Source organism: Acinetobacter baylyi DSM 14961 = CIP 107474, from assembly GCF_000368685.1.
Classification (GTDB): Bacteria; Pseudomonadota; Gammaproteobacteria; order Pseudomonadales; family Moraxellaceae; genus Acinetobacter; species Acinetobacter baylyi.
In genome coordinates, this window is record NZ_KB849625.1 from 43,542 (window position 1) to 69,564 (window position 26,023).

At 39.9% G+C, this 26,023-nt stretch carries 28 protein-coding genes; 11 read left to right on the forward strand and 17 right to left on the reverse strand.

Translation table 11 applies throughout. From position 1 onward, the window contains the following. Positions 1-112 precede the first annotated feature (112 nt). From lon to F952_RS02225, 4 genes are all read left to right on the forward strand, one after another. Complete coding sequence (lon, locus tag F952_RS02210; protein WP_004921507.1) at positions 113-2,539, forward strand: endopeptidase La; 2,427 nt, start codon at positions 113-115, stop codon at positions 2,537-2,539. Positions 2,540-2,861: 322 nt separating this feature from the next. Next, positions 2,862-3,341, forward strand: coding sequence for a 23S rRNA (pseudouridine(1915)-N(3))-methyltransferase RlmH (rlmH, locus tag F952_RS02215; protein ID WP_004921511.1), 480 nt, complete (start codon positions 2,862-2,864; stop codon positions 3,339-3,341). A gap of 111 nt (positions 3,342-3,452) precedes the next feature. Next, positions 3,453-4,229 (forward strand): dioxygenase family protein, encoded by a 777-nt coding sequence (locus F952_RS02220; RefSeq protein ID WP_004921514.1) that lies wholly within the window; start codon positions 3,453-3,455, stop codon positions 4,227-4,229. A gap of 189 nt (positions 4,230-4,418) precedes the next feature. Then, positions 4,419-5,183 carry a DUF4377 domain-containing protein gene (locus F952_RS02225; protein ID WP_004921519.1) on the forward strand — a complete coding sequence of 255 codons (765 nt, stop codon included), beginning with the start codon at positions 4,419-4,421 and terminating at the stop codon, positions 5,181-5,183. 62 nt (positions 5,184-5,245) lie between these two features. On the opposite strand, the gene gdhA is transcribed toward F952_RS02225, so the two are convergent. Then, entirely contained in the window at positions 5,246-6,607 is a 1,362-nt protein-coding gene (gene gdhA, locus F952_RS02230) for an NADP-specific glutamate dehydrogenase (protein WP_004921521.1), read from the reverse strand. Positions 6,608-6,899: 292 nt separating this feature from the next. On the opposite strand from gdhA, the gene F952_RS02235 reads away from it, so the two are divergent. Both F952_RS02235 and nth read left to right on the forward strand, forming a co-directional pair. Further along, a complete protein-coding gene (locus tag F952_RS02235) occupies positions 6,900-7,697 on the forward strand; it encodes an RnfABCDGE type electron transport complex subunit B (protein WP_026056940.1) in 798 nt (265 codons plus the stop codon). After that, complete coding sequence (gene nth / locus F952_RS02240; RefSeq protein WP_004921524.1) at positions 7,698-8,378, forward strand: endonuclease III; 681 nt, start codon at positions 7,698-7,700, stop codon at positions 8,376-8,378. 3 nt (positions 8,379-8,381) lie between these two features. On the opposite strand, the gene F952_RS16915 is transcribed toward nth, so the two are convergent. From F952_RS16915 to F952_RS02255, 4 genes are all read right to left on the reverse strand, one after another. Beyond that, positions 8,382-8,558 carry a hypothetical protein gene (locus F952_RS16915; protein WP_011182217.1) on the reverse strand — a complete coding sequence of 59 codons (177 nt, stop codon included), beginning with the start codon at positions 8,556-8,558 and terminating at the stop codon, positions 8,382-8,384. Between the two features lie 74 nt (positions 8,559-8,632). Then, positions 8,633-9,292, reverse strand: coding sequence for an adenylate kinase (gene adk / locus F952_RS02245; protein WP_004921527.1), 660 nt, complete (start codon positions 9,290-9,292; stop codon positions 8,633-8,635). A gap of 80 nt (positions 9,293-9,372) precedes the next feature. Continuing rightward, entirely contained in the window at positions 9,373-10,689 is a 1,317-nt protein-coding gene (locus tag F952_RS02250) for a DUF445 domain-containing protein (RefSeq protein WP_004921532.1), read from the reverse strand. Between the two features lie 63 nt (positions 10,690-10,752). Beyond that, complete coding sequence (locus F952_RS02255) at positions 10,753-11,271, reverse strand: hypothetical protein (protein ID WP_004921533.1); 519 nt, start codon at positions 11,269-11,271, stop codon at positions 10,753-10,755. A gap of 237 nt (positions 11,272-11,508) precedes the next feature. Between F952_RS02255 and mrdA the strand changes: the two genes are divergently transcribed. Then, positions 11,509-13,536, forward strand: a complete 2,028-nt coding sequence (gene mrdA, locus F952_RS02260) for a penicillin-binding protein 2 (RefSeq protein WP_004921536.1) — start codon at positions 11,509-11,511, stop codon at positions 13,534-13,536. After that, a complete protein-coding gene (rsmD, locus tag F952_RS02265) occupies positions 13,536-14,081 on the forward strand; it encodes a 16S rRNA (guanine(966)-N(2))-methyltransferase RsmD (RefSeq protein WP_004921538.1) in 546 nt (181 codons plus the stop codon). The genes mrdA and rsmD overlap by 1 nt, the downstream gene beginning before the upstream one ends. 23 nt (positions 14,082-14,104) lie before the next feature. Here rsmD and F952_RS02270 read toward each other — a convergent pair whose 3' ends face one another. The 11 genes from F952_RS02270 to F952_RS02320 form a co-directional block, all read right to left on the reverse strand. Further along, the gene (locus tag F952_RS02270; protein WP_004921541.1) at positions 14,105-14,341 is read right to left on the reverse strand and encodes a hypothetical protein; all 237 of its coding nucleotides are present in this window, start codon (positions 14,339-14,341) and stop codon (positions 14,105-14,107) included. Positions 14,342-14,475: 134 nt separating this feature from the next. Beyond that, positions 14,476-14,934 (reverse strand): hypothetical protein, encoded by a 459-nt coding sequence (locus tag F952_RS02275; RefSeq protein WP_004921544.1) that lies wholly within the window; start codon positions 14,932-14,934, stop codon positions 14,476-14,478. Positions 14,935-14,996: 62 nt separating this feature from the next. Further along, positions 14,997-15,569: a HupE/UreJ family protein gene (locus F952_RS02280; protein WP_004921548.1), complete on the reverse strand. Its 573-nt coding sequence runs from the start codon at positions 15,567-15,569 to the stop codon at positions 14,997-14,999. A gap of 9 nt (positions 15,570-15,578) precedes the next feature. Further along, positions 15,579-16,193 carry an urease accessory protein UreG gene (ureG, locus tag F952_RS02285; protein WP_004921551.1) on the reverse strand — a complete coding sequence of 205 codons (615 nt, stop codon included), beginning with the start codon at positions 16,191-16,193 and terminating at the stop codon, positions 15,579-15,581. Between the two features lie 63 nt (positions 16,194-16,256). Continuing rightward, positions 16,257-16,919, reverse strand: coding sequence for an urease accessory protein UreF (locus F952_RS02290; protein ID WP_004921553.1), 663 nt, complete (start codon positions 16,917-16,919; stop codon positions 16,257-16,259). Next, the gene (ureE, locus tag F952_RS02295) at positions 16,909-17,388 is read right to left on the reverse strand and encodes an urease accessory protein UreE (RefSeq protein ID WP_004921556.1); all 480 of its coding nucleotides are present in this window, start codon (positions 17,386-17,388) and stop codon (positions 16,909-16,911) included. The genes F952_RS02290 and ureE overlap by 11 nt, the downstream gene beginning before the upstream one ends. 9 nt (positions 17,389-17,397) lie before the next feature. After that, the gene (locus F952_RS02300; protein ID WP_004921559.1) at positions 17,398-17,976 is read right to left on the reverse strand and encodes a histidine phosphatase family protein; all 579 of its coding nucleotides are present in this window, start codon (positions 17,974-17,976) and stop codon (positions 17,398-17,400) included. A gap of 14 nt (positions 17,977-17,990) precedes the next feature. Next, a complete protein-coding gene (gene ureC, locus F952_RS02305) occupies positions 17,991-19,691 on the reverse strand; it encodes an urease subunit alpha (protein WP_004921563.1) in 1,701 nt (566 codons plus the stop codon). A gap of 30 nt (positions 19,692-19,721) precedes the next feature. Next, positions 19,722-20,030, reverse strand: coding sequence for an urease subunit beta (locus F952_RS17010; protein WP_004921566.1), 309 nt, complete (start codon positions 20,028-20,030; stop codon positions 19,722-19,724). Positions 20,031-20,052: 22 nt separating this feature from the next. After that, on the reverse strand, positions 20,053-20,355 hold the full coding sequence (gene ureA / locus F952_RS02315; protein ID WP_004921570.1) for an urease subunit gamma: 303 nt from the start codon (positions 20,353-20,355) through the stop codon (positions 20,053-20,055). 108 nt (positions 20,356-20,463) lie between these two features. Then, the gene (locus F952_RS02320) at positions 20,464-21,339 is read right to left on the reverse strand and encodes an urease accessory protein UreD (RefSeq protein WP_004921573.1); all 876 of its coding nucleotides are present in this window, start codon (positions 21,337-21,339) and stop codon (positions 20,464-20,466) included. A gap of 411 nt (positions 21,340-21,750) precedes the next feature. On the opposite strand from F952_RS02320, the gene F952_RS02325 reads away from it, so the two are divergent. Together F952_RS02325 and F952_RS02330 are read left to right on the forward strand one after the other, a co-directional pair. Further along, a complete protein-coding gene (locus tag F952_RS02325; RefSeq protein ID WP_026056942.1) occupies positions 21,751-22,074 on the forward strand; it encodes a hypothetical protein in 324 nt (107 codons plus the stop codon). Between the two features lie 137 nt (positions 22,075-22,211). After that, a complete protein-coding gene (locus F952_RS02330; protein ID WP_004921580.1) occupies positions 22,212-22,688 on the forward strand; it encodes a copper resistance protein NlpE in 477 nt (158 codons plus the stop codon). Positions 22,689-22,751: 63 nt separating this feature from the next. Here the strand turns inward: F952_RS02330 and F952_RS02335 are convergent, their stop codons facing one another. Further along, positions 22,752-24,350 carry an isocitrate lyase gene (locus tag F952_RS02335; RefSeq protein ID WP_004921582.1) on the reverse strand — a complete coding sequence of 533 codons (1,599 nt, stop codon included), beginning with the start codon at positions 24,348-24,350 and terminating at the stop codon, positions 22,752-22,754. A gap of 618 nt (positions 24,351-24,968) precedes the next feature. Here F952_RS02335 and F952_RS02340 point away from each other — a divergent pair. Continuing rightward, positions 24,969-25,958 (forward strand): LysR family transcriptional regulator, encoded by a 990-nt coding sequence (locus F952_RS02340; protein WP_004921585.1) that lies wholly within the window; start codon positions 24,969-24,971, stop codon positions 25,956-25,958. Positions 25,959-26,023 lie beyond the last annotated feature (65 nt).

Consider the following 26,023-nt stretch of genomic DNA (forward strand, 5'->3'; position numbering starts at 1 on the left):
GACTGATTTGCTCATTTTTTTGACATTTTCTATTGTCATGCCCTTGTAATTTTTAAAATACCCATCACTATAAAAAACATGGCAACCTCGTTGTCACTCATTAGGAGTGCCCATGTCTGAAAATATTATGAAAGTAGAAACCTTAGAGCCTCAGGTTCAAAGTGTATTACCGCTCTTAGCGTTACGTGATGTTGTGGTGTATCCACACATGCAAATCGCGCTATTTGTAGGTCGTGAAAAATCGATCAATGCAGTTGATGTGGCTCGTAACAGTGACAATTTAGTATTTGTAGTTGCACAAAAGGATTCTCTCACCGAAGAAATTGATCACGACAACCTTTATCAATACGGTACTGTCGCGAAGATTGTGCAAGTTGTGAATCACGAAAATGATGAAAACTGTATCAAAGTTTTGATCGAAGGCTTATATCGATCAAAACTCACAAAAATTATTGATGAAGACAGTTATTTGACTGCCGAACATCAACTAAGCCCAATGACTGTAACAATCGATCAAGAGACGCAAGAGACTCGTCTTCAAGAATTACGCAATTTATTTAGCCAATATGCTGAAGCAAAATTGCGTAATGCGCGTGAACTGATTGCTGCGGCAAATAAAATTGAAGATTTGCTACAACTGATGTTCTTTGTCGCAACACGTGTTCCGCTCAACATTGATGTGAAACAAAAATTTCTTGAACATAACGAGTTTGAAGCACACTTACAAGAGTTGATGAGCTATCTGGTTCAGCAATCTGCTGAGCAACAGATAGAACAAACACTGCATGATAATGTAAAACGCCAAATGGAAAAGAATCAACGTGAATACTTTCTCAATGAAAAAATGAAAGTGATTCAGCGTGAACTTTCCGACATGAATGGCGGTGCTGAAGACGATGTTGCTGAAATTGAAAAACGTCTTGTTGAAGCAGATTTGCCTGAGCATGTGCGTAAAAAAGCTGAAGCCGAGTTTCGTAAGTTAAAAGCAATGCAGCCTGCTTCAAGTGAAGCGGCCGTGGTGCGCAATTACCTTGAAGTGATTCTAGATACACCTTGGAATACTGCAAGCAAGGTCAGTATTAACCTGAAAAAAGCACAGGAAATTCTGGATGCAGACCATTATGGCCTTGATGATGTCAAAGACCGTATTGTCGAATATCTTGCTGTGCAATCGCGTGTGAAAAAACTTCGCGGACCAATCTTATGCTTGGTCGGACCTCCAGGTGTGGGTAAAACCTCACTGGGTGAATCGATTGCCAAAGCAACAGGTCGTGAGTTTGTACGCATGGCTTTAGGTGGTGTGCGTGACGAAGCTGAAATTCGTGGTCACCGTCGTACTTATATTGGTGCAATGCCAGGTAAAATCGTACAGTCTTTAACCAAAGTGGGCGTAAAAAACCCATTGTTCTTGCTCGATGAAATCGACAAGATGGCGCAAGACTATCGAGGTGATCCTGCATCTGCAATGCTAGAAGTATTGGATCCATCGCAAAACAACAAGTTCAACGATCATTATCTTGATCTAGACCTTGATCTGTCTGAAGTGATGTTTATCTGTACTGCAAACAGCATGAATATTCCTGAAGCGTTGTTAGACCGTATGGAAGTAATTCGTCTTCCTGGCTACACCGAAGAAGAGAAAGTTAAGATTGCTGATCGCTACTTGGTTCCAAAAGCAATTAAGGACAATGGTTTGCGTAGCAGTGAATTGACTGTTCATGAAGAAGCGATTCGTGACATTGTACGACGCTACACACGTGAAGCAGGTGTGCGTAGCCTTGAGCGTGAAGTGTCTAAAATTGCACGTAAGGTAGTGAAAGAAGCGGTAAGCAAGAAGAGTAAAAATCTGCATATCGATGTGACTCAAGAAACGCTTCCTGAGTATCTTGGTCCACACAAGTTTGACTTTGGTATTGCAGAGGAAGAAGCTCAGGTTGGTCGTGTAAACGGCTTGGCATGGACATCAGTCGGTGGCGAGTTGCTCACTATTGAAGTGGCAGCGGTGAAAGGTAAAGGTAAATTCATTACGACTGGCTCTTTGGGCGATGTCATGAAGGAATCGATTACTGCGGCCATGACGGTAGTGAGAACACGTGCGGATGAATTGGGTATTGAAGCTTCACGCTTTGAAGAAACCGATGTTCACGTGCATTTGCCTGAAGGCGCTACACCAAAAGACGGTCCGTCTGCTGGTTTGGCACTGACTACCGCACTTGTATCTGCATTTACGGGTATTCCGATTCGTGCTGATATTGCAATGACAGGTGAAACCTCTTTACGTGGTAATGCACTACGTATTGGTGGTTTGAAAGAAAAGCTATTGGCTGCACACCGTGGTGGAATCAAACTTGTCTTTATCCCGCAAGATAACGTGCGTGATTTGGCTGAAATACCAGACAATGTTAAAGAGGGTTTAGAAATCAAAGCAGTGAAAAGCATTGATGAAATCTTACCTTTAGCTTTGACAGAACAGCCTAAACCATTGGCCAAAGCACCAATTGTTAAGCCTGTAGAAGAGTCAAAAGCGGCACGTCATTGATGTAGTAAAAATCCAATAAAAAAGAGAGCTTCGGCTCTCTTTTTTACATTTATAAGGTTGAAAAATGATCAATTATCTCCATAATAATATTATATGCTCAACTCATTATTAAATAACTATTTTCAGTATGGTCATCTGAATCTCCAGACAGGTGGCCCTTTTAACCGCAGTCCTTCACGCTTTTGGGCTGCGTTTTTTTGTGTGATATAGACACATCTGTGTAACGTTTAGACAGTTTAAGGGTCTTGAATTATATTCGTTATACTTGTTGTAATATTCATGGCTATACTATCTCGTTTTAATTCTGCCATTGGATATCTGTATGAAAATCCGTATTCTTACCATCGGTCAAAAAATGCCAGCTTGGGTACTCACGGGTTTTGAAGATTATTTCAAACGTATCCAGCCTTTTGTACAAACTCAGGTGATTGAACTACCTATGGCAAAACGCGGAAAAAATGATTCAGATGCAGACATACTCAAATATTGCCAGATTGAAGGTGAAAGTATCTTGGCAGCACTTAAGCCGAATGAAGTTCTGATTGCATTAGAAGTAGGTGGACGAGAGCTCAGTACAGAAAAACTGGCAGACACCATGAAATCATGGATGTTAGAAGGTCATGACATCGCTTTGGCAATTGGTGGTCCAGATGGCCTATCAGATCAAGTGCGTAAAGCTGCTGCATGGCACTGGTCACTTTCAAAGCTCACCATGCCCCACCCAATGGTTCGTATTTTACTCATTGAACAGCTTTATCGTGCAATGAGTATCAACCACAATCATCCATATCACCGTGCATAAAAATTTGGGATTTGTTTGATCTTTTATATTTTAAATATCTGCGATCCAGCATGTTTCTTGCTTTCAAATATGACCTTAGTATGTTGATATAAAAATTAGGTGTAGTGCATTATGAATCTACAAACTTTACCTGGCTTATTTATCTCGCATGGCTCTCCCATGCTGGCACTTGATCCAGAACAGGTGGGGCCTGCTTTACACCGCTTAAGTTTCAATTTACCTAAACCTCAGGCTATTATTGTGATGTCTGCACATTGGGAAAGCCAATCCCTTGAAATTAGCACATCAACACGCCCACGGACTTGGCACGATTTTCGGGGTTTTCCCAAAGAACTCTATGAGATTCATTATCCAGCTGCTGGTGAACCAGATCTGGCCGAACAGATTTTAAAATTATTGGCAGATGCCCATATTCCTGCCCATGCCAATAGTACACGTCCACGTGATCATGGGGTATGGATGCCTTTACTACATATGTATCCAGATGCAGATATTCCTGTTATTGAAATCTCATTACCTATGCAGATGAATGCAGATCAAATTTACAATATTGGTCAAGTTTTGGCGCCTTTGCGCCAGCAGCAAATCCTATTGATTGGCTCGGGAAGTATTACTCATAATCTGGCTGAACTATCTTGGAATGGTGACGCACAAAAAATACCCGAATGGGCATCTGTATTTCGTAATCATGTAGTAAGTAAACTGCATCATCAAGATTATGAGGCCGTCCTCAACTGGCCCGACCTTCCTTTTATTGAGCGCAATCATCCAAGCCTTGAGCATTTTGCACCCTTGTTTTTTGCAATGGGAACAGGTCATCGCTTTTCAATCGTGCATAGTAGTTTTTCTATGGGCTCATTGGGTATGGATATTTATCGTTTTGACTAAAACATAGCCTGGATCTTAAATTTTTGTGCTAGATCAGTCTTAAATTAAAATTAAGAATATGTAACAACAGCGTTGTAGACCTGTTTTAAAATAGATACATTTATCAAACTTAAAGTCTTAAATGTATCTACACTATTTTTTATTATTTTGGTTAGCATAAAGCCTGTTAAATCTGTTAACTCTTATTTTATGAAAATTAAATATCTGATCCTTGCTTTTTTGCCTTTTTCTCTTATGGCATGCCAATCTATGCAATCGTCAAAACCAGTTTCTATTATGACTGAAAAAAAAATAAATGAAGCTCAAACCATAACCGCTTATACCTGGTCTTACCAACCTTCAGGAACCCCAACACCTATTCAGCTCCACTTTACAGCCGATCATCTTGGTATTACTACAGGCTGTAATAATCAGGGCAGTTCATGGAAAATTGAAGGACATCACTTAGTGACTTCGTCTCTTGTATCAACCATGAAAGCGTGTAGTCCTGAACTCATGAAAAATGAGCAGTTTTCAAGCAATTTATTGAATGATCAGAAAGTTAAATTTGAGCTGAATACTAGCTCAGTAGAACAGCCCAGTTTAATCTTCACTGCTGCGGATGGTCAAAAATACGAGTTTAAAGGAACGATGACACCCGAGACAAAATATCAGTCTCAAGGTGAAATTATTTTCTTGGAAATCTCCCCAGAAACTAAACCATGTACAGGTGTAGCACCTCAAACATGCTTACAAGTTCGTGAAATCAAATATAATGACAAAGGTATAAAGACTCAGGTCGATAAAGACTGGACTTTATTTTATGATCAAATTCAAGGATTTCAGCACCGTGCAGATCAACGTGTAATTGTTCGCATTAAACGTTATGAACGTAAGAATCCTGCTGCAGATCAATCAAAATATGCGTATGTTCAGGATATGATTGTTGAACAGGAAATTGTTCAAAAACCATAATCCGCATTATTTTTTAAATCCGGTGCAACAGCATCGGATTTTTTCATTTCATTACAATAAGATTAGTAAATCCCTTGTGCCAACATGGCATCTGCAACTTTGACAAAACCTGCAATATTTGCCCCATCAACATAGTTAATTGAACCATCTTGTTTGGTACCGTACTTGACACAATTGGCATGAATATCTTTCATAATCGCATGTAATCTTTCATCTACTTCGGCATGAGACCAGTTGAGTCGGATAGAGTTTTGAGACATTTCAAGTCCAGAGGTTGCAACCCCTCCAGCATTTGATGCCTTACCAGGTGCATACAAGATTTTTGCATGCAGAAATTTTTCTACTGCTTCGAGTGTAGATGGCATATTCGCACCTTCTGCCACACAAATCACTCCGTTTTTAATCAAAGTTTCAGCATCATCTCCATTCAACTCATTTTGGGTTGCGCATGGCAAAGCAATATCAACTGGAATATGCCAAGGTGTTTGACCTTCAAAATATTCAAATCCGTGTTTAGAGGCGAATTCTGAAATACGTCCACGCTTTTTATTTTTTAATTCCATTAATTCGGCTAGAAGCACTTCGGTGAAACCATTTTCTAAATATACAGTACCATTTGAGTCGGACAATGTAACCACTTTTGCGCCCAAAAACATCGCCTTTTCGGCTGCATATTGGGCCACATTACCAGAGCCAGAGATTGAAACTGTTTTTCCTAGAAAATTTTGACCACGTGTTTTGAGCATTTCTTCGGCAAAATATACAGTTCCATATCCTGTAGCTTCAGGACGCATCAGACTTCCACCAAATGAGACACCTTTTCCTGTAAAAACAGCTGCCGTATCATTGCTCAGCTTTTTCATCATTCCCGCCATATAACCAACTTCACGAGCGCCGACCCCAATATCTCCAGCTGGAATATCCGTATCTGCACCTAAATGACGATGAAGTTCAAGCATTAATGCCTGACAAAAACGCATGATTTCTGCTTCTGATTTATTTTTCGGATTAAAATCAGAACCGCCCTTACCTCCCCCCATTGGCAAAGTAGTTAATGCATTCTTAAATGTCTGTTCAAAACCCAAAAATTTTAAAATAGATAAATTTACTGAAGGATGAAAACGCATTCCGCCTTTATATGGACCAATCGCAGAATTGTATTGCACACGAAATGCACGATTAACTTGGGTATGACCTTGGTCATCCATCCATGCCACACGAAATTGAATGACTCGTTCAGGTTCAATCAGTCTTTCTAATAATCCGTAATCTGCATATTCTGGGTGCTTTTCAATAAACGGCCATAAACTTATCATCACCTCTTCAACAGCCTGCAAAAATTCAGGTTGGTACTGATCACGTGTTTTAACGTAATCCAAAAAATCACTCATTTTGCTGTATTTCAACGCTTCATCCTCTCTCATAAAGTGAATCAATATTGTGCAATTTTTAAAAAAATGAAAACTTTTAAAGCACTAAATTAAATACTTTTTATAAATTTTTCTCAATCAATTTATAATAATTATTATTTATTCAAAAAATTCAATTAATTAAATTTACTTTCAACAAACACCTCAAAAAATTTAAAATATCTTTTTGACTCATTATGATGCATATTATGCATCTATTTTGATCATCCTGATATGCTTTATTTTGTGCTAAAATACGCTCCTCACGCTGTAATCACCTTTGTTCTAATTGCTTTAACACTTTATGATGAATACCTCTTCTTTTGCTCTTCTGCGCGAAATTGATAGCATATTGCCTCAAACTCAATGTGGTTTGTGTGGGCATCGTGATGGCTGTCTACCTTATGCAAAATCGATGATAGAAGGTGAAGCTGCAAATAAATGTATTCCTGGAGGTCAGCCTGTTGCAGATGCTTTAGCACAGCTTCTTAATCGTCCTCATCTAAAAGCAGAACAAAGTATATGGCCGATTCAGTCTGACGGACGACCACAGCGGATGAAAGCAATCATCCGTGAAGATGAATGTATCGGATGTACCAAATGTATAAGTGCTTGCCCAGTCGACGCGATTATTGGTAGCGGTAAATTGATGCATACTGTTTTGACGGACTTGTGTACAGGGTGTGAACTTTGTATTCCACCCTGTCCTGTCGATTGTATTGATCTGGTGGAAGACCGCGAACCCTTGCCAACGATAGCTGAGCGAAATAATGAACAGCAACAACTTCGCCAACGCTACTATGCACATATACAACGCGAAGAACAACGCAGCATCCATCGCAAAGGCCCTATCGTTCGTGCCGAAATTGATACCGATCTGTTTAGCCAATTTTCACATTGGTTAGAAGAAGTACCATCGATTGCGCGCGTCGAGCAAGCTGTAAAAACCGTTGCTTCTGTCGACGCAAAAACAACGATTGAGCTTGCCAAACTGCGCACCCAAATCAAAAAACTGGAAAAACAACTCAACATTAGAGCTGATCAACAAAAGCAAACGCAACTTGAACAGTTACAACTACGCTTAAATCAGATTCTGGAGGTCTAGATGGCGGTAAAAAATATGACCAAAAAACAGATTCGGACGTTTTTTGAACGCCTTAGAGCGCAGAGACCTTATCCCCAAACTGAGCTAAAATATTCAAGCCCTTTCGAGCTTTTAATTGCAGTGATGCTCTCGGCACAAGCAACGGATGTTAGTGTAAATAAAGCCACAGACAAACTCTATCCAGTTGCCAATACTGCTGCACAGATTTATGCGCTAGGGGTCGAAGGGCTTAAACAATATATCAAAACCATTGGTTTGTATAATGCCAAAGCTGAGAATGTGATTAAAACTTGTCAAATTCTTTTAGAAAAGCATCAGGGAGAAGTTCCACAAACCCGTGCTGAGCTTGAGGCTTTACCAGGTGTAGGGCGTAAAACAGCCAATGTTGTTCTTAATACCGCATTCGGACAACCCACAATGGCTGTAGATACACATATTTTTCGTGTAGGAAATAGAACTGGACTAGCTATTGGAAAAAATGTACTTGAAGTTGAACATCGTTTGATCAAGGTAATTCCTAAAGAATTTATAATCGATGCTCATCACTGGCTGATTTTACACGGACGTTATTGTTGTATTGCTCGCAAACCTAAATGTGCAGAATGTGTTGTTTCAGATGTGTGTAATTGGCCAGATCGCTTTGAATATGGTGCAACACGCAAAATGGCAGTCAAAGAGTGATCATCACTCTTTATCTTTTAATTTTGGATGCAGCGTCCGTTCTTTAGGATGCTGATTCAAACGCCTTTCTTGCATTTCCTGCTTTTGAATCTGACGCAGCATTTTCTGGCTCTGATAAACCAAAAATAAAAGTACAGCTAAACTGATAACTACGAGAATAATTAGAGCAATTTTTAGCAAACAGGATATCCTCAAAATATAAAAGAGTCCTGCAATAATCAGGACTCTTTTATATTAGCAAAAAACCAAATAAATTATTTAGTCTCGTCTAAAATAGCAAATAGATCTTTTTGAACCACATCAATGGTACGTAAGCCATCTAATTTGTTATATGTCGGTGCATTTTCACCAGACGCTGCACGACCTTGATAGAAACCAACCAATTGTTCAGTTTCACTGTGGTAAGACCCAAGACGCTTACGAATGGTTTCTTCTAAATCATCTGGACGCTGAACAAGTTCTTCACCTGTCACATCATCTTTACCTTCCACTTTAGGTGGATTGTACTCAATGTGATAGACACGACCAGAAGCTGGATGCTGACGTCGACCAGAGAGACGCTTTACAATTTCTTCGTCTGGTACAGCGATCTCAATCACGTGATCAATTGTAATTCCTGCATTTTCCAAAGCTTCAGCTTGTGGAATCGTACGCGGGAAACCATCGAAAATGCAGCCGTTTTCGCAATCGGGTTGAGCAATACGCTCTTTTACCAGACCAATAATTAGCTCATCTGATACCAGTCCACCAGACTCCATCACACTTTTAGCTTTTAAGCCAAGTTCAGTTCCTTCACGAATCGCAGCTCGGAGCATATCACCGGTTGAAATTTGTGGGATATCATAGCGCTTACAGATCAACTGAGCCTGAGTACCTTTACCTGCTCCAGGTGGTCCGAGTAAAATAATGCGCATAAGAAAGCATCCTCATTAAAAACAATCATCACGATGCCTTGGAATATGACCATTGATATGTCATGTCTACAGCATCTAAATTATAAGAAAGCGACAAACAAATGTATTAAACCTGCAAAAAATCCTGTGACCCCACCAAGCACGATCAGTATCCACTCGTCTTCTTGAAACGCTGGACGTAAAAGGTTTTGGAACTCTTTTGGAGTTAACTCACGAATACGGTCTTTAAACATCTGAAATATTTTTTGTGCACGGCTCGCATTAAACGCAGGGTCGCATACAGGCACCATCGTAATTTCAATTGAGCGATCAATCAAGTCTGTCTTAAGTTTAGCATATTCACGCGGACCTAAGGAGAGTTGAAGTGACGTTCTTACCAATGGAGTTTCCATTATTTCATTGATATGACGTTTAACTATACGACGGGTTTTATCCTTTTTACTACCATACATCATTTCTGTCATGATGGATTTGAGCGTAATCAAATCTTCAGTCACTACACTGGCAAATACATCTGACACTTCTTCCTGGCGCTTCATAAATGCGCCTTGCACATTGTACGTTCCGATCTGTGGAATAATAGGCACAATCCACGGAAACTTACGATCCTGTGTTAAACGGAAAAATTGTGGATAGCGAATATAATGCGGTTCCACTGGGTTAAATACCATCCAGATGGCAATCCAGTTGGTTAAGAATCCCCAAATTGCTGCCCAAAATGGTACGGTCCAATGCCATGGCACCAAAAACCACACGATCATCTGAAACACACCAAAGAACATACCGATTAATGCGCTAATATGCCAGATAAAATTAATTTCTTTTTGCCCAACTTTTAAAAACATCCTAACCATTAAACGGCGGTCACCTTCCATCTGGCTAACCACCATTTCACGCATGTTAACAAGAGATTCAACATTTAAGGTCAGTTCAGTCACTAGCTCTCTCAGCACACCAGGAAGTTGCTTATGCGCTTGTGCATAAATTCGACGTTTGATGGAGTATGGCAGGTTTTCCCAAAGTACGGCATTTCGATCAATCATGACTTCATCAATCAGATGCTCAAGCTCAAAGCCAACCTGTTCACCAATAATACGTGCCATATCTTCCGGATCCATGGCATCAAGGAATTCTCGCAAAGAACCCAACTTGGATAAGGTATTATCAGTAATAATTCCAGAGATACGCCCTGCTTTACGTGGCACAATACCTTGCCAGCCAACAGGCAAAGGTCCAAGATGAAAACCCCAGAAGTTGATTGGATAAAAAACCATTTTGAGGGCCATCCATACATGTGCCCATGTAACAAATGCCGTGACCGGAATAATACTTAAAACAGCCAAATGATCTGGTCGATTTAAAAAGGTTTGCCACAAACCACTGATGAAATCTAACATCCATTACTCTCGTATTTAATTTTTACTTTATGGGCGTATGCATGGTTAAGATTTGTTGATTGATTACAGACCAAAACTAAGTGTATAGGAAAATTGCAATTGAGGTTTAGATTCAACCACAGTTACTCCACTTGCATCCTTTAGTGCTTCTCCAGCGCCAATACCAACACTTACAGTACTAACACGCTCTTTATTCAGCCACACAAAAGCCAAATCAAGACCACCGCCAAAACGTGATTTATAATCGTCATTAACGCGATGACTATCTAGAGAACCAGCATAGAAGCCAATATAATACCCATTTTCTTGGGTACCCGTGAGATAATATGGATAACGAAATCCCGCTTGTCCACCAATCGCATGATCTCCGTTCACATAAGCACCACCTTTTACATAAGCAATACCATATGGATTAATCCATTCCACATTTAAATGCCCAAGTTTTTGGGTAATACCTAAGCCCACATTCCACTTTGCAACATCTTTATTCTCTAATTTAGCTTCAGGCATGAAGTCATAAGTATTTGCAAATGCCATAGAACTTAAGGTAAAGAGAGCAAAGAAGGAATATATTTTTTTCATTATTTTCTCCATGTTTCGCTAAAATAGAATACTTTAGCGAAGTCCTTTATCCATTTTGTGACTTTAACAGAAATATTTTGGTTCTTATATGCAGCCTCTTACAATTTTACTGTCTATAGAGTCAAAAAATGTAATCTGATTTATTTTGTAATATTCAAAATTTATCTCATTTTTATGATCGTGATGGGTTAAACTTATCGGCTGTTTATTTGTCCCGCTCTATTTAAGTCCATTTGTATGAAGCAGCACTTTCCTTTAAAAGATAATCAGCAAGAAAAGCGCCTGTATCGAGGTCGAATTTTTTTCGCAATTGGTCTGGTGTGTTGTTGTTTACTGCTACTGATGAGCCGCTATGCTTATCTACAGATTGTGCATTATGATGAGTTTTCAACGGCTTCAGACAAAAACCGAATTCGCTTACAACCTTTGGCGCCTGCGCGTGGCTATATTTATGATCGGAATGGTATTTTGCTTGCCGACAATTATCCTGTCTTTACCGCCACAATGAGCCGTGCAGATGTTGAAGATATTGATGGAACTATTGCGCGTCTAACACCCATACTCAGTCTGACACAAGAAGATATTGATCGCTTCAAAAGCCGTATAAAAACAGCACGAAAGACTGAACGAGTTTCGATCAAATTGAATCTCACAGAAACAGATATTGCAAAATTTAGTGAACTTAAATACAACTTCCCTGGGGTTAAAATAGAAACGCAAATGACGCGCTATTATCCCCATGGCGATCTATTTGCGCATGTGATTGGCTATGTCGGGCGCATCAATGAAAAAGAATTAAAATCTCTCAATAAAGATACTTATGCAGGGACCAACCTGATTGGTAAAATTGGTGTCGAAAAAACCTATGAAGATTTATTGCATGGTACGCCAGGATATGAATCTGTAGAAGCCGATGCACATAGCAATGTTTTACGCCATCTTGGACGCAAAGAACCTATTCGCGGCAATGATCTTTACCTGTCGTTAGATTATGGGTTACAGATGGTTGCAGCCGAACAACTTAAAGACAAGCGTGGTGCTGTAGTCGCTATTGATCCACGTACAGGTGAAATTCTGGCATTGGTCTCAAGCCCAAGCTTTAATCCAAATCTGTTTGTTACAGGTATCAGTCATGTCGATTATAGCGCCTTGCGAGATAATCTGGATCAACCCCTTTATAACCGCGCACTACAAGGTGTTTATCCACCAGGTTCAACCATTAAACCAATGGAAGGTTTAGGGGGCATCCATTACGGTACAGTCGACTGGGGAACCACGATTTATGATCCAGGTTATTTCCATTTACCTGGTGATTCACATAAATTTCGTGACTGGAAAAAGACTGGACATGGCAGTGTAAATTTGCACAAATCTATCGTTGAGTCTTGTGATACATATTTCTACGTCCTTTCCTATCAGTTAGGCATTGACCGCATGAATGAATGGATGCGACAGTTCGGATTTGGTCAAAAAACGGGTGTCGACCTTCCAAGTGAAAGTGAAGGACTTTACCCAAATCCAGAATGGAAGATGCGTACCCGTAAATCAAAATGGTTAAAAGGCGAAACAATTTCTGTCAGTATTGGACAAGGTGCATTTACTGCCACACCATTACAGCTTGCTATGGCAACTTCAATTATGGCGAACCACGGTGCGCATGTTGTCCCACATGTATTGAGAGCCTCACATGGTGCAAAACCACATACGGTTCATAACGCTCCAGATGGTAAAATTAACTTTAATGGCACCGAGCAAGACTGGATCAATATGCGTGATGCCATGGTTGATGTGGTTCAATCAGGAACAGGTCGTGGTATTCGTACTCCGCTTTATCAAATCGCAGGTAAAACGGGGACAGCACAGGTTAAAAGTATTGCGCAAGGTAAAAAATATAACGAATCCATTTTAAGTGAACGCCAGCTCGATCATGGTTTATTTGTTGGTTTTGCGCCAGCAGATAATCCTGAAATCGCAATTGCAGTCGTATGGGAAAATGGTCGTCATGGCGGATCTGCTGCTCAGATTGCACGACCTATTTTTGATTACTGGATTGTGAACCGTAAGAAAAATCCAATTCGCCCAGCCAATCATCAGATCAGTGGCGGATTAATGACGGCTGGCATTAAACCTGGCGAGTTACCAAGCGGTGCTTTACTTGAAGCTAATCCGCATGCCACTGTGAATCAACCTCAACAAAAACCTGGTACTTCTGCCTCTGCACCTGCTGCGACAACTGCCCCAGCAAATATTGAGGTGACTGAATAATGAAAAATCAACTGAGAATTATAGGTGGCGAATGGAAACGGCGTATCCTTCCATTTGCCAGTATTGATGGTTTACGTCCAACTCCAGATCGTGTTCGTGAAACTTTATTTAATTGGTTAATGTGGGATATCCAGAATTCTTCTGTTTTGGATGTATGTACAGGTTCTGGCGCACTCGGTTTTGAAGCATTATCACGTGGCGCTGCATCGGTCGTAATGATTGAACCAGATGCGACTCAGGCCAAAATACTCAAACAGAATATTCAACTTTTAAATGCTCAAAATTGCGAATTAAAAGTTGCTACTGCACAGCAGATTTTACCAAAACTTAAGCAACAATTTGATGTGGTATTTCTAGATCCACCTTATAGTCTTGATTTGTGGCAAACACTCTCTGTACTCATTGATCCGCTTTTAAAAGATCGGGCGTTTATTTATGTTGAAGCCGATCGTGGATTGGCCCAATTACAACTTCCAAGTTCTTGGCAACTCCTTAAATCGACGCAAGCGGGTACAGTACAAGCAGGACTTTTTCAAAAAAGTTAGTTTTTATTCTAATAAAACCATACTCATTCTGGCCGATCTAAATAAACTGGTCGAACATTGCGAATGATCTCCTCTTCACGACGTTCACGAACGTCGTCATCATCTGCTTGTTGTTGCACTTGCAATGACCAATGTGGTTGTTGATGACCCACCAATTGATTTTTGAACATTAAAACAGTCTGTGCCTGAATAGAGAGGCTCAACAAAAAACCAGCCATTGTCAGAAAAATAAAGGTAAAGACGCGAAACTTTTTCATCATGATTCATTACATCACTGTTTATCAGTGAGCTTAGTCTGCCGTAAAGCCATTCAATGATGTTGAAGAAAGTAGGACAGCTTTATGATGAATTGATAGGCTTTACGTTGCATAAGTTAAAAAATTTAACTGCAATCTTAAAAAGATCGAATCCAGAAAAAACGTATTAACTGCCCACGATTATAAGGAAAGCTGGAAATATATTCATAACCTAACCTGGTATCCTGTCTGAGCTGATAACTCAGACCATAACCAAATGAAATAGATAAATCACTTACACCCAAGTGATCTGTTGAACCATCGATCACTTTGTTTTTTAAATCACTCATATTGTAAGCGGTATAGTTATAAACACTAATGCGTTCATTTGAATAAAAAAGATTTTTGAGTACTTTATAATTATTTTCTTCTTGGTCGTGCTGCTCTGCAAGACGTTTTTGCTCTTGATTCAGATCTGTATTTTCAAGGTTAATATCCAAATTAATTGTATCATCTTGATGAGGTTCGGCAAAAAAATCATAGGAATCAGCACATGATTCATTGCATATTAAAATAAACACCCAACTAAAATTAAAAATACGAGTTAAAGACATCATTTTTATAAAAAATCAAATATAAAAAAGGTAGCATATGCTACCTTTCCCATCTAATAAAGCGGTTAGCTTAAACCAATCACAGCAACGATGGCTGCAATACCAGATAAAACTTTGCGACCATAAGGGACATAATGCTGTATCAGATAACCCAAACCTAAACCACTGCTATACAGCACACTCATACCACAAACCATACCTGCCACCAGACCAATAACATGTCCTTGTGGTGCCAGCTCAACGCCATGGGCCATACCATGAAAACTTGCCATTAATGACGCAGCAAAAGGCAGTACACGATAAGATTTGCTCCATAGGGCGACAGCTAAAACAATCAGTGAAGCCACAATGCCATATTCGGCCACTGTTGCTGGAATAACACCATTTGCGCCCACAACAAAACCGAATATCAAGCTTAGACTTAAGCCAATAATTCCTAAAATTTTCCATTGTTTTGCTACAGTCCAGAGCAATACACCAAAACCAATTGCCATGGTCAAATGATCTAGTCCTGTAAATGGATGGATCAAGCCTTCCCAAAAACCAATATGTGTCTGATCATGTCCAGGATGTGCCATCGCAATTGCTGGAATAAAACTCAATGTCGCTAGAAACAAATATTTGTTAATTGAGCGCATAGCGCCTCCTTAAGCCTTAAATAGACCTTGTTTTTCAATGAATTCGATGATTTGAGTTAAACCATCTTCTGTTTTCATATTCGAAAACAAAAACGGTTTTTCGCCGCGCATGCGTTTAGCATCCTGTTCCATCACATCCAAGTTGGCACCTACCATTGGCGCAAGATCAGTTTTGTTAATGATGAGTAAATCAGACTTGGTAATACCAGGCCCACCTTTACGTGGAATCTTCTCTCCTCCCGCTACATCAATCACATAAAGCGTTAAATCGGAAAGTTCAGGACTAAACGTCGCTGCTAGATTATCTCCACCACTTTCAATAATAATCAGCTCAAGGCCATCAAACTTTTCACAAAGATCATCAATCGCTGCCAGATTAATCGATGCATCTTCACGAATGGCGGTATGTGGACATCCTCCTGTTTCCACCCCCACGATACGGTCTGGTGTCATCGCTTCATTGCGTGTCAAAAAATTGGAATCTTCTTTGGTATAAATATCATTGGTGACGACGGCCATGTTATATTTATTACGCAGTGCACGACAAAGATTTAAAGTCAGCGCTGTTTTACCTGATCCAACTGGACCACCAATACCTACGCGTAATGGACTACGTTCTGTCATAATTGTTTCCTATATATCCTTAATTGATGATTGTTCTCAACGAGGAGATTCATATAACCTGATTTAAGATCGAAATAATCGTGAATACTGGGTTTCGTGCTGCATACTCAACATGGCGTAATGTGGCAATGCACTACTCATCTCGTCATCTTCTAAAGCTAAAGCCTGTTCAACAGCTTGCGGTACTTTTTCATGTAAATGCCACAAAATTCGTTGGCCACTCATTTGCCCAAGTGGCACAGTTTTGACCGCAGCCAATACCTGATTTTCGAGCACGCTAAAACTATATGCCGTAAGCACATCTGCAGCACTCAATCCCAGCCTTCCAGAAAGTTGTGCATATACAGGGACAAAACCAAACTGCTTTTTAACCTCGACAGGCATTTTCAACACATCCTTGATCCATGCGTTTAAGGAAAATGCCAATTGCTGTGATTCAGCCAATAATTCTTTACTTTCACGGCTGGCCTTGTATAAATCAGCCCACAGTAGAAACTGTTCTTCATCTGCATACGATTGCATTAGTCGTTTCAGGATAGGCAGTTCAAATCGAACAAGCAACATTTCAAGCACTTCTTCAAAATAGGCCACACTACTGGCTTCATCCTGAATCAATCCTGTTTCAATCGCGCTTTCTACACCTTGCGAATAGCAATATGCACCGACAGGTAACGCCGTTGAGGATAAAGTCAATAGCTTAAGCAGTTGCGCGGCATTAATGGACATGATGCAAGGACTTAATTGGACTTAAACGATGATCATGGTTATGCTGTGCATAGGCACCACTTTCAGGTTCAAAAGCATGTTCAACCTGTTTCACTTGCAAGCCCAAACCTTCGACCATTTCCGCCAGAACATGATCAGGTTCAAAATACAACGCATAAGGCGTGAGCATAAGCGGAACATGGCGGTTACCCAAATGATAAGCCGCTTTAAGTAATTCAAAATCAGTCTTGGCAGTGACTTGCATCAATTGTTCTGGCTTGGCATCAATACGTAATATGTCACCCTCATTGGTGGCAATAAAAGAACCACTGCGTAAAATCCCTGTACGCGGCAAATCGGCACCGATATCTGTGCCGTTGGTTAAAGTGGCACGAAAACGCGATTTTTGACGTGTATCAAAGGTCAGTTCAAGTGTTTCAAAGGTCTGATCCGATGCAATCTCATCAAGACGTTGGGTGTAGATTTTCATGCGATAACCCTATGAATAAATAAAAAATTCTGTATTTTTAACTGGATCGTGAAGCATGCGATCACGAAATTTATGCATTAAATCTATTGATAATGCTTGATGTTCAAATGCAATCAACTTAAATAATGTAAGAAATTGCCCATGACTAAATACCATTAAATTTTGAGTGAGATAATGATCTTTAAGACCATTCAGGATCTGGGCAAAGTCCACAACCCGATGATAAAACTCTCTAAAAGACTCAGCATCTTCGGCATCTTTATAATCAGGATTCGCTTGTGCCCAATAACGATCTACAAAGGGTTTACGCTCTTCTATAGTTGTATTGTGACACTTGGCATCAGATAAATACGAGAATTCCTGAATTTCAACAACTTCAGGTTGTAAATGATCTCTCAACAAAAGAGGCCTTGCAGTTTGGAACGTGCGAAGAAAAGGTGAAATAAAAACCCGGTCTGCCAGAGGTAGCTGTTGTGTAAGCTGCTCAGCCTGCAAAATTCCATGTTCAGTCAATGCAATACTGGCATGCGAAGTACATCTTGCATTTACATTAGCCATACTTTGCGCATGCCGGATTAAATAAATCACGTCTTATCTTAGCCTTAAAACAAGAAATAACGTTGCGCCATTGGTAATACATCCGCAGGTTCACAAGTCAACAACTCACCATCTGCACGTACTTCATAAGTTTCTGGATGAACATCCATCACTGGGCAATAGGTATTATGTTTCATATCAGCCTTAGTGATCTGGCGAGTATTTTTACAAGGACTGATCAGCTTTTTCAGTTTTAGCTTTTCTGCTACACCATCATCAATTGCGGCTTGTGACAAAAAGGTAATGCAGGTGTTATGCACACCACGTGGGTAAGCACCAAACATTGGACGATAATGTACAGGTTGTGGCGTTGGAATTGAGGCATTGATATCCCCCATTGGCGCAGCCGCAATCATACCGCCTTTGATAATCATAGAAGGTTTAACCCCAAAGAAAGCAGGTTTCCACAATACCAAATCTGCGAGTTTTCCTTCTTCCACCGAACCAATTTCATGACTTAAACCATGCGTAATTGCAGGATTGATGGTGTACTTGGCAATATAACGTTTGACTCGGCTGTTATCATGGCTTGTCTCATCGCCCTGCAATGCACCGCGCTGGACTTTCATTTTATGTGCAGTTTGCCATGTACGAATAATCACCTCACCCACACGCCCCATTGCTTGTGAATCTGAGGACATCATCGCAATTGCGCCTAAATCTTGCAAAATATCTTCCGCAGCAATGGTTTCACGGCGAATTCGACTTTCTGCAAAAGCCACATCTTCTGCAATCGCTGGATCAAGATGATGACACACCATCAACATATCCAGATGTTCATCAATGGTGTTAATGGTATAAGGACGTGTCGGATTCGTTGAAGATGGTAAGACATTGGCTTGACCAATGGCCTTTAAAATATCAGGTGCATGTCCACCGCCCGCACCTTCGGTGTGATACGTATGAATGGTACGATTTTTAAATGCCGCCAAGGTTTCTTCTAAAAAACCACTTTCGTTGAGAGTATCGGTATGAATTGCCACCTGTACATCAAACTCATCTGCAACACTTAAGCAGTTATCAATTGCTGCTGGGGTTGAACCCCAGTCTTCATGCAATTTGAGCCCCACTACACCTGCTTTGATCTGCTCACGAATTGGATCAGGCAAACTTAAGTTACCTTTACCTAATAATCCAATGTTCATCGGCAAATCATCAATTGCTTGTAACATGGTGCCAATGTGCCAGGGACCTGGTGTGACTGTCGTTGCAGAAGTCCCTGCTGCAGGGCCAGTACCACCACCGACCATCGTCGTTACGCCCGACATCAGTGCAGTTTCAACTTGCTGTGGACAAATCCAGTGAATATGCGTATCAATCCCGCCAGCAGTGAGTATCTGCCCCTCACCTGCAATGACTTCCGTCGCTGCACCCAATGGAATGGTAATATCTGGCTGAATATCAGGATTCCCTGCTTTGCCAATTTTCCAGATGCGACCATTTTTAAGGCCGACATCGGCTTTGACGATTCCCCACCAATCAACAATCAATGCATTGGTAATCACGGTATCGGCAACTTCATCTGCAAGTAATTGCGATTGGCCCATACCATCACGAATCACCTTCCCACCGCCAAACTTGACTTCTTCTCCATAGGTCGTGAGGTCTTGTTCAACTTCAATAAATAGTTCTGTATCGGCTAAACGAACACGATCCCCCACCGTAGGCCCAAACATTTCAGCATATGCACGACGCGACATTTTCATAATAAAAGACCTTCTAATCTGTATTAATTTTTAATCCAATGCGCCCATGACACGCCCAGCGAAACCGTAAACTTGACGTTTACCTGACAAAGCAACCAACTCTACATCACGGCTTTGGCCTGGCTCAAAACGTACTGCTGTACCCGCCGCAATATTAAGACGATAGCCTTTGGTCAAACCACGATCAAACTGCAAAGCATCGTTGGCTTCAGCAAAATGGAAATGTGAACCCACCTGTATCGGGCGGTCGCCTGTATTGGCGACACTCACCTTTAACGTTGGTCGGTCTACATTTAACTCAATATCGCCCTCAGGCGTAATCACTTCACCAGGAATCATCTTGTTCTCCTTCTTATTGTTGTTATACGATCGGTTGATGAACGGTAACCAGTTTGGAACCATCTGGGAAAGTTGCTTCAACTTGTACTTCTGCAATCATCTCTGCCACACCATCCATGACATCACTTTTGCTTAACAGGGTCGTACCATAATGCATGAGTTCCGCCACACTCATTCCATCACGTGCACCTTCAAGTAATGCGGCTGAAATGAATGCGACTGCTTCGGGGTAATTCAACTTTAAACCGCGAGCTTTTCGACGCTCTGCCACCAATCCAGCAGTAAAAATCAGCATCTTGTCTTTTTCGGTCGGATTAAGTTCCATAAAAAATTCCTAATCTTGATGATTCATTTAAGCAAAATATGTGCACATATCGTGGTGTTGACCTGAATATGTCATGTGACTCAACAGCATTATTGGAAAGAACATATATTAAGTTCTCCAGATACGTGGAAACTCTTCATCCAGATCAAACCAGTAACGACGGAGTCTGGCTCGAATAGCCGCAAATGCATCGTGACATGCACGAACGTCATCTCCCAGAAAACGTGCACAAACCACGTCATCCAATAAGGTCAATGTAACAGGAACATCCATCCGCATCATCAGTTCACGAATCAGCTCAATATGTTGTTCCAAATATAATGTCGCGCGATATTTTTCAGGCGCAACTGCCCAAAAACTTCCCATGACTGCATGACCGTTCATACCTAAACACGATGATAACCAGCGATCTTTCCCTTTAAAGCGTAATGTGTCTGCCACTAATAACTTGTGATTTCGATAAAGTTTAAATCGATTGGCGTAACAACCTTGTTCGAAGGTTTCTAAACGTGCCTGTCTACCTAAAACCAACATATCCCAACCCATAAAACTGGCAGTTTGATCTAAATGAATGATGGTTTCAGATTGAGCATATGCAGCATCAAACAACATGGTTTCTTGCGGTAGCCATTCCAGAGTTGAATCATTTGCAATATTTAAATAAATATGTTGAAAAGCCTGCTTGCCGTTGGTCTTGTACCATTTTCCAGCACCTGGTGTAGTAACCACCGCATGTGCTTTACGCTCAGTAGACACTTGAAAGGTTAAATGATCACCACCTGCAATTCCTGCTGGTGGATGCACAATGATGGCATGACAAACCCCAGTTTTTTCAGGCCATAGCATTTTTTGCACCCGAACAGGACCATGATGCTTACGATGATTCATAATGGTGCGTTGACCATCAAACCTAAATCCTAATTCAAGCTGGGCGTACCACAAAGCTTTAGACTTTTGGGGTGGAAAGTCTTGTGGTTGATTCATTCTGTTCCTTTATGTCACATATAATACTGGTCTGATCAGTAATGCAATTTTTGCACCAATAACTAGCAGATAATCTAATTAAACATTTGAATGTCTAATTTACATCCACCTTATAAAAAGCAGTTTGTAAACTTCACTCTTTTCTTTTTATAGCAGAATTTTAGATTGCTTGATTCATTTTCTTAGATAAAAATTATCCGTTGTGGAATGTAAAAACTTTAACTCATGCGTTCGCTATTTTTTATTCAATAGCTCTTTAGAAATATAGTTTTTGAGTTTAGGTGATTAGATCAACTCATCACATCATCTAATTAGCCAAAAATTCATCAATTTTCACAAATCTAGACATCTTTTTTTGATATAAACCCTTATAAACTATGCAGCCATTTTTTCTTAATCCTTATACATCCCATGAAAACTCTCATTTTACTGTCGAGCTGTTTAATTCTTTCTGGTTGCATTATTGGAAAGTCAAGTGAAATGAAACGTGCCGAAAAATTATTGCAAAATTTTCAGTGTAAAAATATTGAAAGCACGGAAATCTCGCATAGCAGTATTAATAGTTTTCATCAGCAATCATTGGCCAGTAGTAAAGCTAAAGCAACAACCTATATTGAACAGTATAAATCTGGAGATGCATCTTTTAATATGCCTCTTGATGAAGCAGTGCAACAACAATTTCAACTGTATCAAGCGGCGTGTCAGGCTCTAGGCGGCATCAACCCTAAAATCTAATTGGAAATATAGTTTTTTAGAATGTTTTTTTGACTATTTGTTAAAAAAATGGGCTTTCTTACATTTTTCTTACTTTAGTTTGAAGTTATATTTATTAGTCTTGTCAGCTTCTCAAATAAAAAAGATTGGATTACATAATGAAAAAATCATTATTAGTCGTTGCTCTGACAAGCGTTGCTGTGGTCGCCTGTTCTAAATCTGAAAATAAAACCGAACAAACACCTACCGCAGAACATACCATAGTCGCTTCCTCAGCTACACATTCAGAAACTCAACATGATATGCACACTGCAGAGTATTCCTTAGATTGGGCAGGAAAATATACTGGTAAATTACCTTGTGCAGACTGCGAAGGTATTCAAACTGCACTTGAGCTCAAAAATGATAAAACCTATGAACTCAAAGAAACCTATATGGGTGGCAAAAGTGATGGAAAACCTTTTGAAACACAAGGTACGTTCACTTTTGATCAGAAAAATCCTTCAATGATTGTGTTAGATCAAAAGTCCGAAAACCGCAAGTTTTTCGTTGCTGAAAATACGCTGACCGCACTTGATATGGAAGGCAATAAAATCGAAGGTGCCATGGCCGATCTTTATATCTTGAAAAAATAAAATCATGTTTTTAACTCTAAAATAAAAAACCCTGCTTATGCAGGGTTTTTTAAACCATACGCCTTAGTGAGCGAACTGGTTCATAGTGTTTTTGCTTGCATCACCCGCTTTAAGCGCTTGTTCACCAGCAAAGATTTCTTTATGGTCATCACCGATGTCAGAACCAGCCATTGCTTGGTGTTTAACACATGCGATACCACCGCGGATTTCTTTACGTTGTACGCCAGCAACATAAGCCAACATACCTTCTTCACCGAAGTAACCTTTAGCAAGCTCATGCGTAGAAAGAGCAGCGGTGTGGTAAGTCGGAAGAGTGATCAAGTGATGAAACACACCTGCTTCACGTGCAGCATCAGCCTGGAAAGTACGGATTTTTTCATCAGCATCAGCAGCTAATTCAGTGTTATCGTACTCAGCACTCATCAATTTAGCGCGGTCATACGCTGAAACATCTTTACCTTCAGCAGCCCAGCGATCGTACGCTTGTTGACGGAAGTTTAAAGTCCAGTTGAATGATGGCGAGTTGTTATAAACAAGTTTTGCATTTGGAACTTGTTTTTTGATGTCATTTACGAAACCAGCAATACCAGCAACGTCTGGAGTTGGTGTCTCGATCCAGATCATGTCTGCACCGTTTTGTAAGCTTGTTACACAGTCAAGTACAACGCGGTCATGTTGAGTACCTTCACGGAACTGATACAAACCAGAAGCTAAACGGGTTGGACGATGTAATTTACCATCGCGTTTGATCAGGATTTCATCTTCTTGAGCATCCGCAATATCAATTTCTTGAGTGTCTAAGTAGCTAATATATTGAGAAGCCAAGTCACCTTTCTCTTTAGATACAGGGATCTTTTGAGTCAAGTCCGCACCTTCAGAGTCAGTACGTGCAACGATTACACCTTCATCAACACCAAGCTCAAGGAATGCATAACGTACAGCATTGATTTTTGCAAGGAAGTCTTCGTGTGGAACAGTGACTTTACCCGCTTGGTGACCACATTGTTTCGCATCAGAAACTTGGTTTTCGATTTGGATTGCACAAGCACCCGCCTCGATCATTTGTTTAGTCAACAAATAAGTTGCTTCTTCGTTACCAAAACCAGCATCGATGTCGGCAATGATTGGCACAACGTGAGTTTCAAAGTTATCAATTTGAGATTCGATATCTTTAACTTTTGCAGAATCACCAGCCGCTTCAGCTTTTTGTAGAGCACGGAACAAATCGTTTAATTCTTTTGCATCCGCTTGACGTAAGAATGTATAGATTTCTGCAATCAACTTAGGAACGGCTGTTTTTTCGTGCATAGATTGGTCAGGAAGTGGACCAAATTCAGAACGAAGTGCAGCAACCATCCAACCAGAAAGATAGATATAACGTTTGTTGGTTGTACCAAAATATTTTTTGTTGGCAATCATTTTTTGTTGCGCGATGAAACCATGCCAGCAACCCAAAGATTGAGTATAGCTGCTGTTGTCAGCATCATATTCAGCCATGTCTTTACGCATGATCGCAGCTGTATATTTAGCAATATCCAAACCAGTATGGAAACGGTTTTGAACAATCATACGAGCAGCGTCTTCAGGACGAATTGCATCCCAAGTGCCACCTAATTTATTTTTTACGGCACGTACGTGCTCAAGAGCTGATTGATATGTCATGATATATTCCCTTTTAGGATTTCATCGAAGAGATGTCGTGCTAAATCTCATGTTTATTTGACTAGACTATTATTTAGCCACTTCATCAATATGAATACAGCTTAGTATTAGCAAAAAAATTAATCCAATATTCTAAGGTAATTTTCGGTATTTATTTAAAAAATGGGTAGATCAAAGTCGTATTATAACTCTTATACACCAAATTAAGATATTGATTTTAAATAAATTTAATTTTAAACCATTTTAATTATTTGTTGTTCAAACCCATAAAAATAATTTTTACCATGTATTAGACTTAAGTCGATGGATTGCATTTTTATAAGAAAACCTCCAGAAAATAGGCAAAAATTGCCAATTTAAACATCAATTTTTTGATTTATAATCACCAAAGAATATTAGTGTTTCTAATAAACTAATATAAATGGAATTCGAAATTTAAGTTCTACTTTACAAATTAGAGACTTAAAAATGAATGATAGAAAAAAATAATTGAATTGATCTGTTAAACCTTTAATTCCCAATAAAGTTGTTTCTTTTTTGAGTTTACTTTCACACAAAGCAATTTAACTGTGGCATAATCCTAAACAATTTCTCAATTTTATTCTCGGTATTTTTTTTATGAATCTGGAGCGAGTCGACCTCAATCTATTAATTTATCTTGATGTACTACTTCGCGAAAAGAACGTTACTCGTGCAGCTGAACAGCTAGGTGTGACACAACCCGCCATGAGTAATATCTTACGCCGTTTGCGTAATTTGTTTAATGATCCATTATTAATCCGTTCTTCTGAAGGTATGACGCCAACTGAACGTGCACTGGAATTACAACCACGTATTCGAGATGCCTTGTCAGACCTTTCCATGATTCTTGAACCAAGAACAGAATTTAGACCTTATACCAGCAGTCGTGTATTTAGAATCATGACATCAGACTATGCCGAGGCAACTCTCATTCCTCGTCTGATTAAAGCTTTACGTTCTGAAGCACCCAATGTAGTTTTAGATTTTTTAACACCAAGTGATGTCTCTTACCGAGATATGGAACAAGGTAAAGTCGATTTGGCAATCAATCGCTTTAATGATATCCCTCAAAGCTTCCATCAGGTGTTGGTATGGCGCGATAGCTTTAGCTGCTTACTGAATGACAAACATCCAGCAGTACAACATCTTAATTTAAAAAGTTATCTGGATGCACAACATATCTGGGTCTCTAAAACAGGTATGGGTGTGGGTTTTGGCGTTAATCCAGATAAACAGGCTGGTTTAGGCTGGATTGATCAAGCGCTAGAGCGAATTGGTCAAAAACGCAAAATCTCTGTATTTACCCGTCACTATCAAATGCCTGCACTCTTAGCTCAGAATGTAGATTTAATTGCAACCTTGCCAACCCGTATCGCGCGCTTACAAGCGCAAAATCCAAAACTGGTCATCAAAGACCCACCATTTTATATTCCAGAATTTGAACTAAAAATGGCATGGTGCCCACTTCTACATCATCATCCAGCGCATCGTTGGTTACGTCAATTGATTCTGTTTGTAGCACGTCAGATGATTGAAGAAGAAAATCGTGAATTTATGGTCAATAATTCACAATTTTCTCACTACTAAATCAAATTTTTCTTAAATTCTTCTTTTTTCAAGCTTATACTAATTTTATCTGGAGGTAGTCCTAT